Source organism: Saccharothrix hoggarensis, from assembly GCF_052936025.1.
On the sequence record NZ_CP193624.1, the window covers coordinates 1,124,085 to 1,136,547 of the forward strand.

The 12,463-nt window shown below is 72.1% G+C and carries 10 protein-coding genes; 6 read left to right on the forward strand and 4 right to left on the reverse strand.

Features of this window, described 5'->3' with window-relative positions; translation table 11 throughout:
• Positions 1-53 precede the first annotated feature (53 nt).
• The 5 genes from ACRAKH_RS05580 (at position 54) to ACRAKH_RS05600 (ending at position 6,497) form a co-directional block, all read left to right on the forward strand.
• Positions 54-899 (forward strand): hypothetical protein, encoded by an 846-nt coding sequence (locus tag ACRAKH_RS05580; RefSeq protein WP_447009667.1) that lies wholly within the window; start codon positions 54-56, stop codon positions 897-899.
• Between the two features lie 343 nt (positions 900-1,242).
• Entirely contained in the window at positions 1,243-3,030 is a 1,788-nt protein-coding gene (ctaD, locus tag ACRAKH_RS05585) for an aa3-type cytochrome oxidase subunit I (RefSeq protein ID WP_380727240.1), read from the forward strand.
• Between the two features lie 105 nt (positions 3,031-3,135).
• Positions 3,136-4,362 (forward strand): phosphoserine phosphatase SerB, encoded by a 1,227-nt coding sequence (serB, locus tag ACRAKH_RS05590; protein WP_380727243.1) that lies wholly within the window; start codon positions 3,136-3,138, stop codon positions 4,360-4,362.
• A gap of 14 nt (positions 4,363-4,376) precedes the next feature.
• The gene (locus ACRAKH_RS05595; RefSeq protein WP_380727253.1) at positions 4,377-5,057 is read left to right on the forward strand and encodes a peptidyl-tRNA hydrolase; all 681 of its coding nucleotides are present in this window, start codon (positions 4,377-4,379) and stop codon (positions 5,055-5,057) included.
• Positions 5,058-5,087: 30 nt separating this feature from the next.
• Entirely contained in the window at positions 5,088-6,497 is a 1,410-nt protein-coding gene (locus tag ACRAKH_RS05600; RefSeq protein ID WP_380727245.1) for a phospholipase D-like domain-containing protein, read from the forward strand.
• Here the strand turns inward: ACRAKH_RS05600 and ACRAKH_RS05605 are convergent.
• The 4 genes from ACRAKH_RS05605 to xrtP all read right to left on the reverse strand — a co-directional run bounded on the left by ACRAKH_RS05605 (position 6,494) and on the right by xrtP (position 11,325).
• Positions 6,494-8,521, reverse strand: coding sequence for an ATP-dependent DNA helicase (locus ACRAKH_RS05605; protein WP_380727247.1), 2,028 nt, complete (start codon positions 8,519-8,521; stop codon positions 6,494-6,496). The two genes, ACRAKH_RS05600 and ACRAKH_RS05605, sit on opposite strands and share 4 nt — an antisense overlap.
• 52 nt (positions 8,522-8,573) lie before the next feature.
• The gene (locus ACRAKH_RS05610) at positions 8,574-9,149 is read right to left on the reverse strand and encodes a biotin transporter BioY (protein WP_380727249.1); all 576 of its coding nucleotides are present in this window, start codon (positions 9,147-9,149) and stop codon (positions 8,574-8,576) included.
• Positions 9,150-9,356: 207 nt separating this feature from the next.
• The gene (locus ACRAKH_RS05615) at positions 9,357-10,667 is read right to left on the reverse strand and encodes a glycosyltransferase (RefSeq protein ID WP_380727255.1); all 1,311 of its coding nucleotides are present in this window, start codon (positions 10,665-10,667) and stop codon (positions 9,357-9,359) included.
• 178 nt (positions 10,668-10,845) lie between these two features.
• On the reverse strand, positions 10,846-11,325 hold the full coding sequence (xrtP, locus tag ACRAKH_RS05620) for an exosortase P (RefSeq protein WP_380727251.1): 480 nt from the start codon (positions 11,323-11,325) through the stop codon (positions 10,846-10,848).
• 362 nt (positions 11,326-11,687) lie between these two features.
• Here xrtP and ACRAKH_RS05625 point away from each other — a divergent pair, with 362 nt between their 5' ends.
• Positions 11,688-12,461: a choice-of-anchor P family protein gene (locus tag ACRAKH_RS05625; RefSeq protein WP_447009668.1), complete on the forward strand. Its 774-nt coding sequence runs from the start codon at positions 11,688-11,690 to the stop codon at positions 12,459-12,461.
• Positions 12,462-12,463 lie beyond the last annotated feature (2 nt).

A 12,463-nucleotide genomic window follows, 5' to 3' on the forward strand; every position in this document is an offset into this window, starting at 1 on the left:
GGCCGGTGCGGTTCGATCCACCGGTCAGCCCTCGAACCCTGCGGAGCAGCACCATGCGCATGACCACCCGCCGCCTATTCGGAGCAGCCACGCTGCTCGCCCTGACCACCAGCGGTCTCCTGGGCGGCACAGCCTCGGCGACCGGCAACGACACCCGTCAGCCGGGCGACAAGCGCGCCGTGATGGGCGACAAGAACCTGGAGTGGAACCACCCCGACGCCTGCAAGACCGCCGGCCTGGCCGGCACGGCGGTGGACGGCGACCCCAAGGACGCCAAGACGCCGACCCTGCCCCACACCGCCGACGGGAAGAGGTCGATCACCATCACGGGCGGCCTTGAGGGCTACACCGTGACCGGTGTCGTGGTGAAGGGCGGCCCCGCCTACAACGTCTACTTCGTGGACGCCCCGGAAGGCATCGAGCCGCTCGGCGACCTGAACTGGACCGAGCTGCACGCGCCGACCACCTCCAGCGGCTCTCCCGCCGACATCAGCCACTGGTTCTTCTGCGTCGAGAAGGTCACGACGCCGGAGGAGCCGGGCGAGGAGAACCCGGGCGACAACCCCGGCGAGGAGAACCCCGGCGACAACCCGGGCGACACTCCCGGTGACACCCCTGGCGACAACCCCGGCGGCGACACCCCTGGTGACACCCCCGGCGACAACCCCGACGACAACCCCGACGAGTCCGAGTCGGTCGTCCCGACGCCCACCGAGTCGGCCGCCGGCACGCCGACCACCACCACGACGGCCCCGGCCGTCGCGGCGGGCGCGAACGACGACGACCTGGCCAACACCGGCTTCGACGGCGGCTGGATGCTGTTCGTCGGCCTGGGCTTGGTGGCCGCCGGCGCGGCCTTCGTGGCCTCGCCCAAGCTCCGCGGCCTGATCCGCCGCTAGAGCCCACGGACCGCGGGTCGGCAGCAGGTGCCGACCCGCGGCCAACCTCACCCGCCGTAACCACGGCAACCCGCACCGACGCGAGGTCGCGTCGGTCGTTCACGTCCTCATTTCCCGACGATCACGCTTTTCGATCGTCGGGAAATGAGGACGTGAACGACCGACCCCCAGGCGACCGAGCCGCGACGCCGAAGGCGGCGCCATCCAACACTGTGACCTGCGCTACCTCACTTGATCCAGGGGGCGGCCCAGGCGCACCACCCGGAACGACGCCGTCTACGATCCGTTGAGCCGGCGGCGCCACCCACCGGCATTGCCAGTACCAGACAGTGCAGGAGGCACCGTGACGGCCGTAGCCCCGCAGCCGATCGCAACGCGGCCCTTCGGGACTCGCGAGGCGGTCAAGGGTTCGTTCCTGCTGCGGATGTTCCGCACCACGGACCACAAGCAGATCGGGATCATGTACCTGGTCACGTCGTTCGCCTTCTTCATGGTGGGCGGCGCGATGGCCATGTTGATGCGGACCGAGCTGGCGCGCCCGGGTATGCAGTTCCTGTCGCAGGAGCAGTTCAACCAGCTGTTCACCATGCACGGCACGGTGATGCTGCTGCTCTACGCGACGCCCATCGTGTTCGGCTTCGCCAACTTCATCCTGCCGCTCCAGATCGGCTCGCCGGACGTGGCGTTCCCGCGCCTCAACGCGTTCTCGTACTGGCTGTACCTGTTCGGCGGCCTGATCGTGATGGGCGGCTTCCTCACGCCGGGTGGCGCGGCCGACTTCGGCTGGTTCGCCTACACCCCGCTGTCGAACGCCATCCACTCGCCCGGCGTCGGCGCCGACCTGTGGATCTCCGGCCTGGTCGTCGGTGGTCTCGGCACCATCCTCGGCGCGGTCAACATGATCACCACCGTGGTCTGCCTCCGGGCGCCCGGCATGACCATGTTCCGCATGCCGATCTTCACCTGGAACATCCTGGTGACGTCCGTGCTGGTGCTGCTGGCGTTCCCGATCCTGACCGCCGCGCTCCTCGGCCTGCTGGCCGACCGGCACCTCGGCGCGCACGTGTTCGACCCCGCCAACGGCGGCGTGATCCTGTGGCAGCACCTGTTCTGGTTCTTCGGGCACCCCGAGGTCTACATCGTCGCGCTGCCGTTCTTCGGCATCGTGTCGGAGATCTTCCCGGTGTTCAGCCGCAAGCCGATCTTCGGCTACAACGGCCTCGTCTACGCGACGCTGGGCATCGCGGCGCTGTCCGTGGCGGTGTGGGCGCACCACATGTACGCCACCGGCGCGGTGCTGCTGCCGTTCTTCGCGTTCATGACGTTCCTGATCGCCGTTCCGACCGGCATCAAGTTCTTCAACTGGATCGGCACGATGTGGAAGGGGCAGCTGACGTTCGAGACCCCGATGCTGTTCAGCATCGGCTTCATCGTCACGTTCCTCTTCGGCGGCCTGTCCGGCATCCTGCTGGCCGCGCCGGCGATCGACTTCCACGTGTCGGACACGTACTTCGTGGTCGCGCACTTCCACTACGTGCTGTACGGCACGATCGTGTTCGCCACGTTCGCGGGCATCTACTTCTGGTTCCCGAAGATCACCGGCCGGATGATGGACGAGCCGCTGGGCAAGCTCCACTTCTGGACCACGTTCCTCGGCTTCCACGCCACGTTCCTGGTGCAGCACTGGCTGGGCAACGAGGGAATGCCGCGCCGGTACGCGGACTACCTGCCCAGCGACGGCTTCACCACGCTGAACACGATCTCCACGATCGGCGCGTACGTCCTGGGCGCGTCCACGCTGCCGTTCATCTGGAACGTCTTCAAGTCCTACCGCTACGGCGAGACCGTGCACGTGGACGACCCGTGGGGCTTCGGCAACTCGCTGGAGTGGGCGACGTCGTGCCCGCCGCCGCGGCACAACTTCACCGAGCTGCCGCGCATCCGGTCGGCGCGTCCCGCGTTCGAGCTGCACTACCCGCACATGGTCGAGCGGCTGCACAGCGAGGCGCACGTGACGTTCACCGGCAAGCCCATCGCGCACGAGGACGCCAAGCCCGCGCCGTCGGAGCTGGCCGCCGCGGCCGTGCAGAAGGGCACCGCCTCGGAGGACACCGAGGGCGACCACAAGTGACGCTTGTAACCTGAGCGCAGGTTCACCGACGAGCCCCGACGACCAGTGTCCGATCCTCTCGGCCAGGTCGTCGGGGCTCGCCGCTGTCTGGCATAGGAGCCATCAGTGACCAAGCCCAGCGCCACGCCCGTCCTGATCACGGTCACCGGACCGGACAAGCCGGGGGTGTCCTCGGTCCTGTTCGCGGTGCTCACGCGGCACGGCGTGGAGATCCTCGACGTCGAGCAGGTCGTCATCCGCGGCCGGTTGGTGCTCGGCGTGCTCGTCGCCGCCGACCGCGACCCGGAAGGGCTGCAGGAGGCCGTCGAGCAGGCCATGGCGACGGTGTCGATGCACGTCGAGGTGGAGATCGGCGCCGACTCGAAGCGCACCGCGCGGCTGGAGTCGAGCCACGTGCTGATCCTCATCGGCCGGCCCATGACGGCCCGCGCGTTCACCGAGGTGGCCCGCCGGCTGGCGTCGCTCGGCGTGAACATCGACGCGATCCGCGGCGTGGCCGACTACCCCGTCACCGGTCTCGAACTGCGGGTTTCCGTAGCCGAGGACACGCCGGCGAGCGACGCGCAGCTGCGGTCGGCGCTGGCCGAGGTGGCGGTGCGCGGCGGGCTGGACATCGCGGTGGAACGGGCGGGGCTGACCCGCCGGGCGAAGCGGCTCGTCGTGTTCGACGTCGACTCCACGCTCATCCAGGGCGAGGTGATCGAGATGCTGGCCGCGCACGTCGGCGTGGAGCCGCAGGTCAAGGAGATCACCGACGCGGCGATGCGCGGGGAGCTGGACTTCACCGAGTCGCTGCGGCGGCGGGTGGCGTTGCTGGAGGGCCTCGACGAGTCGGTGCTGGACGAGGTCGCGGCGTCGTTGGAGCTGACGGCCGGCGCGCGCACGACGGTGCGGACGTTGAAGCGGCTCGGCTTCCGCTGCGGCGTGGTGTCCGGCGGGTTCACCCGGGTCATCCAGCGGCTCGTGGACGACCTGGGGCTGGACTTCTGCGCGGCGAACGAGCTCGAGGTCGTCGACGGCAAGCTGACGGGCCGGGTCGTCGGCGAGGTGGTGGACCGGGCGGGCAAGGCGGTGGCGCTGCGGCGGTTCGCGGACGAGCAGGGGATCACGCTGGCGCAGACGGTGGCCGTCGGCGACGGCGCCAACGACATCGACATGCTCGGCGCGGCCGGGCTGGGCATCGCGTTCAACGCGAAGCCCGCGTTGCGGGAGGTCGCGGACACCGCCCTGTCGCACCCGTTCCTCGACGCGGTGCTGTTCGTGCTCGGCGTGACGCGGGCCGAGGTGGAGGCCGCGGACGCGGCGGACGGTCTGGAGCTGAACCGGCTGTGAACCCGATCCTGCGGATGCTGGTGGACCGGCACTACGACGACGACCCGGAGGACCCGGCGTCGGTGCGGGCGATGCCCGTGGTGCTGCGGATCGAGCGGTCCGCGCCGCCGTCCCGCACGGACGTGCTGGAGGCGGCGGCGGCCGCGGCGATCGCGGTGTGCCTCGACGAGCGCGCCGAGCCGGGCGGCGAGTGGCACGACGACGTGGTGGCGTGGGTGCGCGGGCGCATCCGCAAGGTGTCCCGGCGGGCGCGTGGCGCGCACTGGGACGCCGTGCAGGCGTTGCCGGGCGTGACGATCACGGTGGGCGGCGCGTCGGTGCGGGCGTTCGTGCCCGGCCGGGTCGGCGACCTGCCCAAGGAGCTGAGCCGGTTGCAGATCTCCGGCAGCGAGCTCCCGCCCGACACCCCCGGCCCGGTGCCCGCGGGCGCGTACGAGCTGTGGCTCAACCCGCGGGTCGAGATGACGGCAGGCAAGGCCGCCGCGCAGGTCGGGCACGCGTCGATGCTGCTCGCGCCGCACCTGTCCGAGGCCGAGCTGAAGGAGTGGGCGGCGGCCGACTACCGGTGCGCCGTGCGCACGCCGTCGAAGGAGGCCTGGGACGCGCTGGTGGCCCGTCCGGGCGTCGTGCTGGTGCGGGACGCCGGCTACACGGAGGTCGCGCCCGGCACCGCCACGGTGGCCGTCAACGTTTGACCTGCCCCGTTTGCGGTAACCATCCCCGGCGTGGGCCTGTTGGACGTGCTGGACGAGAAGCTCGGTGACGGGCTGGAGAACCTCCTGTGCGCGCACCACGCGAGACGGTTGCGCAAACTGGGCTGGGGCGCCGTGTTCGGCTCCGAGTCCGGCTGGTGGACGCCCCGGCGACCGGTGCGCACCGGCAACCGGGTGCGGGTGCTGGTCGACGGGCACGAGGTGCTGCCCGCCATCGCCGAGGCGATCGGGTCGGCGCGGAAGTCCGTGCACCTGGCGGGCTGGTGCGCCAGCCCCGACTTCCGGCTGACCCGCGAGCCCGGCTCGCCGACGTTGCGGGAGCTGCTGGCGTCGGCCGCCGAGCGGGTGCCCGTGCGGGTGCTGCTGTGGGCCGGTCCGCCGGTGCCGATGTTCGAGCCGACCCGCAAGCGGGTGCTGGCGAGCCGGCGCGAGTTCACCCGTGACAGCGCGGTGCGGTGCGAGATCGACGCGCGCGAGCGGACGCTGCACTGCCACCACGAGAAGATCGTGGTGGTGGACGACGAGATCGCGTTCGTCGGTGGGATGGACCTGACCGCCGTGGAGGGCGACCGGCACGACACGCCGACCCACCCGCCGCGCGAGCCGCTGGGCTGGCACGACCTCGGCACGCGCCTGGAAGGACCGATCGTCGCCGACGTGGCCGAGCACTTCCGGGCGCGGTGGCAGGAGATCGCGAAGGAGGAGCTGCCCCCGGTCACCCCGCCGCCGCCCGCGGGCTCGTCGTCGGCGCAGCTCGTGCGGACGATCCCCGAGCGCACCTACGACTTCATCCCGGACGGCGAGTTCAGCCTGCTGGACTCGTACCTGCGGGCGCTGCGGGCCGCGTCACGGCTGGTCTACATCGAGAACCAGTTCCTCTGGTCGCCCGAGGTGACCGAGATCCTGCTCGACAAGCTCCGCAACCCGCCGCACCCGGACTTCCGCGTCGTGCTCGTGCTGCCGCGCAAGCCCAGCAACGGCGCCGACACCACCCGCGGCCAGCTGGGCCGGCTGCTCGACGCGGACGACGGCAACCACCGCCTGGTCGCCGCGACCCTCTCGTCGCACGACGGCGCGAAGTCGTCCTCGGTGTACGTGCACGCCAAGCTGGCGATCGTGGACGACCGCTGGCTCAGCCTCGGCTCGGCCAACCTCAACGAGCACTCGCTGTTCAACGACACCGAGGTCAACGTCGTGACGGACGACGCCGAGATCACCCGCGACACCCGCCTGCGGCTGTGGTCCGAGCACCTCCAGTGCCCGGTGGACGACGTCTCCGGCCCGGCGCACGAGGTCGTCGACCGGTTGTGGCGCGGCACCCTCGACGCCTCCGGCGAGCACCGCGTCACCGCCCTGCCGGGCGTCTCCCGCCGCGCCGGCCGCCTCCAAGGCCCGCTGCGTGGCCTGCTGGTGGACGGCTAGGCGCTCGCCGCGTCGAGGCGCTTCAGCGCCGCCCGCACGACCTCCGGGTCGTAGGTCGTCCAGAACGGCGGCAGCGAGGCGCGCAGGAAGCCGCCGTACCGGGCCGTCGCGAGGCGCGGGTCGAGGACGGCGACCACGCCCTTGTCGTTCATCGACCTCAGCAGTCGCCCGGCGCCCTGGGCGAGCAGCAGGGCCGCGTGGGTGGCGGCGACGGTGAGGAAACCGTTGCCGCCGCGCGATTCCACGGCCTTCTGCCGGGCCGACGCCAGCGGGTCGTCCGGGCGCGGGAACGGGATGCGGTCCATCACGACCAGTTGCAGCGCGGGCCCCGGCACGTCCACGCCCTGCCACAGCGACAACGTGCCGAACAGGCACGTCTCCGCGTCCTCGGCGAACCGCTTGACCAGCTGGCCGGTGGCGTCGTCGCCCTGGCACAGCACGGGGTAGTCGACCTTGCCGCGCAACGCCTCGGCCGCCGCCTTGGCCGCGCGCATCGACGAGAACAGGCCGAGCGTGCGGCCGCCCGCCGCGTTGACCAGGCCCTCGATCTCGTCCACGTAGGACGGTGGCAGGCCGTCACGTCCCGGCGGCGGCAGGTGCCGGGCCACGTACAGGATGCCGCTGCTGCCGTGCTCGAACGGCGACCCGACGTCGAGGCCGGTCCACCGCGGGCCGCCCGCGTCCGACGGCGGCTCCTTGTCGGTCGCCGCGCCCTCGGCCTTCTTCGCGTTCGACGACGCCGGCAGCCCCCACTGCCGCGCCAGCGTGTCGAACGTGCCGCCGAGCGTCAGCGTCGCCGACGTCAGGATCGTGGTGCGCTTGCCGAACAGCCGCTCGCGCAGCAGCCCGCCGACGCCGAGCGGCGCGACCCGCAGCGACGGCGGCTTGTTCCGGTCGGCGAAGTCGCCCGACACCCACACCACGTCGTGGTCCTCGTCGAAAGCGGCCAGGATGCGCGCGGCGCAGTCGTGCACGTCGTCCAGCAGGGACAGGGCGAGCTTGCGGGACGTCGCGCCGTCCACGTCCTCCTTGCGCTCCGGGCCCAGGGACGTGATGCACGCGTGCGCTGCGTCCTTGGTGGCCCGCACGGCGCCGGCGAGGGCCTGCGGCAGGCTGTCCAGCCGGCCCACCGGCAGCTCTTCGAGGATCATCGCGAGGCCGTCGCTCGCCTCGGCCATCCGGTCGGCGACGCCCTGGTCGATCAGCCGCCCGCACCGGCGCGCGGCGGTCGCCACCAGGGACGCGCTCAGCTCCTCCGTCGCGACCGACGTGACCCGGTCGACCAGGTCGTGCGCCTCGTCGATCACGACGACGTCGTGGTCGGGCAGCACCTGGTAGCCCTCCAGGGCGTCCACGGCGAGCATCGCGTGGTTCGTCACCACGACGTCCGCCCGGCCCGCCTCGGCCCGCGCCCGCTCGGCGAAGCAGTCGACGCCGATCGGGCACTTGTTCACGCCGAGGCACTCGCGGGCCGTCACGGAGACCTGCCGCCACGCCTGGTCGGTGACGCCGGGCACGAGTTCGTCCCGGTCACCGGTCTCGGTGTCGGACGACCACTCGTGCAGCCGCTTGACCTCGCGGCCCATCTTGGACACCGCGAACGGGTCGAACAGGCCCGCGTCCTCCGGCTCGTCCGGGGCGCCGGTGTGCAGCCGGTGCATGCACAGGTAGTTGCGGCGGCCCTTCAGGATCGCGAACCGCGGCTCGCGACCGAGCTCCTTCTTCAGCGCCTTGGCCAGCCGGGGCAGGTCGCGGTCCACGAGCTGGCGTTGCAGCGCGATCGTGGCGGTGGAGATGACGACGGTCGACTCCTCGGCCACGGCGTGCCGCAGCGACGGCACCAGGTACGCCAGCGACTTGCCCGTCCCGGTGCCCGCCTGCACGGCCAGGTGCTCGCCGGTCCGGATCGCCCGCTCGACCGCCTCGGCCATGTCGACCTGACCCCGGCGTTCGGCCCCGCCGACCGCCTCGACGGCGACGGCGAGCAACGTGCGGGTGTCGGGGATGGCGGTGGTGGCGGGCACGGCGAAGACCGTACCCGCCCACCCCGTCGATTCGGGTCGGACCCGGCCGACGCTACTTGCGGTTGACGAGCGCCCAGGCGGCGGGCAGCAGGCCGGCGGCGAGGGCGATCTTGAGCGCGTCGCCGAGCAGGAACGGCGTCACGCCGAGCTGGAGCGCCTTGCCGAGACCCACCCCGGCGGCGGCCATCAGGTAGGGCACGCCGCACGCGTAGATCACCAGGTTGCCGACCGCCATCGTGCCGACCGTGCGCAACGGCGTCCGGTCGCCGCCGCGGGCGGCCAGGTGGCCGACGAGCGCGCCCGCGAACACGAAACCGACCACGTACCCGAGCGACGCGGGCATGCCCGACGAGCCGCCCTGGAACCACGGGACACCGGCCACGCCGGCGATCAGGTAGAGCACCATCGACGCGCCACCGCGCTGCCACCCGAGGGCGGCGCCCACCAGCAGCGCGGCGAACGTCTGACCGGTGAGCGGCACGGGGCTGCCCGGCACCGGCAGCGCGACCTGGGCGGCGAGGCCGGTCAGGCCGGCGCCCGCGACGACCAGGGCGATGTCACGTGCGAGAGCACCCGGGACCAGGTCGGCGAGCACCGCGCGACGGCCGGGAACGGCGAGGACGGACACGGGGACCTCCCAGAGGATCGACTTCTCCGGGAGGTTAACCGCCGATCACTCGTTCGGTCTTTGTCGAACCTCTACAAAGTTGGCCATCTCACGCGGGAACCCCGAACCCGCCGCGCGGCCGTCAGCCGTCGTGGCCGACCTCGGGCGGCCGTGGTCGTAGCCGGCCGTCAGCGGCCGTCAGTGGTCGTCGCCGACCTCGGGCGGCCGTCAGTGGTCGAGGGCGACCCCGCGCGCGACCCGCTCGGTGTTGCGCCGGGTCTTCGTCCAGCCGTTGCGGCCGCGCACCAGCCTGCTCAGCGCACGCCACGACGTGATGTAGAACGTGTAGATGTAGAGCGCGTACGCGAACCCGTACCCGATCGCCCGCCCGAGGCCGACCCCCGGCTCGCATCGCTTGCGGTACACCGGCCCCCACAGCACGAACGGCAGCAGGCCGAACAGCCCGTAGACGGTGAACAGGACCCACGCGCCGTCCGCGAACCACGCCCACACATCGCCCGGGGTCGTCACGGCGCGGTGGCCGAGCAGGACGAGCGGGATCGGGTAGATGAGCGTGCCGAGCAGCTGCATCCACGGCTGGGCCAGGTAGTACATCATCTCGGCGGCGCCCAGCGTGGACAGGTGCGGCGAGGCCCAGATCCGCCGCACGTACCGCATGCACTGCATGGTGCCCTGGCCCCAGCGGGTGCGTTGGGCGAGGAACCGCCGCAGGCTGTACAGCCCTTCCTGGTGCACGTGCGTGTCCAGGGTGAAGCCGGTGCGCCACCCCGCCGTCAGCAGGTGCACGCCCAGCTCGAAGTCCTCCAGCAGCGACCCGCGCCACGGCTGCCCGAGCCGCCCGGCGATCGAGTCGAGCGCCGACAGCCGGGTGAACTGGCCGTTGCCGCCCATCGAGATCGTGCCGGTGACGCCGCGCGACAGCTGGATGGCCGCGATCGCGGTGCGGAACTCCAGGTCCTGCATCCGCACCAGCACGTCGCCGAGGAACCCGCGCCACCGCGGCACGCCCACCTGCCGCACGCCCGCGTTCACCATCCGCACGTCCACCTGCACCGCGCCGACCTCGGCGTCGCCGAACAGGTGGTCCGCCGCGCACACCTCCAGGCAGTTGCGCGCCGGCCGGCCGTCCGCGTCCACCACGACGACCACGGCCCGGTCCGCGTCGGCGTGCCGTCCCATCCAGAGCTTCAACGTCCGGTAGGCGTCGTTGAGCGCGTCTCCCTTGCCGGTGCGGGCGTGCGGGCGGTGGCGGCGCACGAGGTGGACGTTCCGGTCGCCCCGGAAGCCGCGCACGACGGCCGCGGTGCCGTCGTCGGAGTCGTCGTCGATGACCCACACGTGCGCGATGGGGAACGCGTCGCGCAGGTAGCGCACGGTGCCGCCGATGACGGCCTCCTCGTCGCGGCACGGCACCAGGAAGTGCCACTCGAACGCGGCGGCCTCCCCGACGGGCCTCGGCCGGTACCGCAGGTACGGGACGACGATCAGGAACACGTAGGTCAGGAACGCGACGCTCATCGTCAGCGCCAACGCCTGGGTGAACCCCAGGACGACGTCGAGGCTCACGGCGCCTCCCCGCCGGCGGCAGGGACGACGGCGGCGGGCACGGCGGTCGCGGGCACGGCGGCGGTGCGCACAACGGCGGCGGGCACAACGGCGGCGGGCACAGCGGTCGCGGGCACGGCAGCGGTGCGCCTCACTTCCGCGTCGCCAACCACACGAACGCGACCAGCGCGGCCGCGCCGCCGAACACGCTCACCATCGAGCCGAGCAGCGTGTGGCCCCAGTAGTAGCCGGTGTCCACGCCCAGCCACTCGACCAGCCCCACCAGCGTGAGCACCCGGAACTGGTTGACCACGACCACCGCGACGGCGGCCACGGCCAGCGCGAACAGCACCCGCCGGGTGATCCGCGGCCGCAGCGCGATCATCACCGCGCCGACCACCAGCAGCGGCAGGACCAGGAACGCCGACGTGCACTCCGGCGTCATCCGCAGGCCGAGCGGGGTGTCCGAGCCGAGGCCGAAGTAGACGGTCTGCCGTGCGGCGACCACCTCCACGCCGTCGGTGCTGAGCGCGTCGAGCAGGAGGCCGGACAGCGCGATCTCGGCCGTCCGGTAGGCCCGGTGCGCCAACACGAGGCCGGCCGCGGCCACGACCAGTGCGACGACGATCACCCGGTTGAGGTGTGAGGGACGGGGCACGGCAAGCGCCACTGAACGATTCCTTTCCGTTGATCGGGGATCGCCCGATAGGGCTGCTTGGAGGTCATCGGACGGGCGTACGGCGATCCTCACCCCCGGATCGAGTGACAACGTGCCGGGAACGCCGGCCGAAAACCCACGTTCGGTGCCCACGATTGGGCGATTCGAGTGGACGCCGTCCCTCTTTACGGTCAGTAACCCTTAATTCGACGGGTGGAACGCCGATAGGGGCAATTGCTCGACAAATGTGGCGAGACCTGCCTTTCGCACCCCTGCCAACCGCGCAGCGGCCCGACGACGCCACACCCCCTAGCTCGACCCGAGAAAGGAGCTCCATGCGTGTGCGAATGACGCGTCGCGCCGCGGTGGCCGGACTGGTCGCCGTCGCGGCGCTGGTGGTCGGCGCCGCGCCCGCCTCGGCGGCGCCCGGCGACGCCTCGGCCTACGGCGCGAAGCTCGACCTGTCCCTGCTGGGCAGCGACGCGGTGTCGGCCGGCCCCTTCGCCGCCGCCGACGCGAACGGGCCGACCACAAGCACGTTCGCGGGCGTGGACCTGCCCGAGGTCCTGAGAACCGGCGTGCTCGCCACGTCCGCGTCGCGCGACGAGAAGACCGGCGCCGTCCAGTCCCGGGCCAGTGCCGCCGACGTGCGGCTCGACCTGCTCCGGTCCTTCACCGGCGGTGTGTCCGCCGAGGTCGTGGAAGCCGAGTGCTCGGCCACCCAGAAAGGGCTCGTCGGCACGTCCAAGCTGGTCGGGCTGAACCTCGGCAGGCTCGGCACGGTCGACGCCGACCCGGCGCCCAACACCACCGTCGACGTCGAGCTGCTCGGCGTCGACATCGCGAGGCTCGTGCTCAACGAGCAGGTCCGCAACGCCGACGGCAGCCTGACCGTCAACGCCCTCCACCTCACCCTCATCGGCGGCGCGCTCGGCTCGGTCGGCGCCGGCGACCTGGTGGTGTCGTCCGCCACCTGCGGCCCCGCGGGCCTGCCGATCCCGATGGCCTCCGGCGCGGGGCTGTGGCTCGGCCTGGGCCTGCTCGCCCTGGTCGGCGTGCCCGTCGCCGCGGTGGCCATCCGCCGCCGGCGCGAGATCGCGGCGGTCTGAGC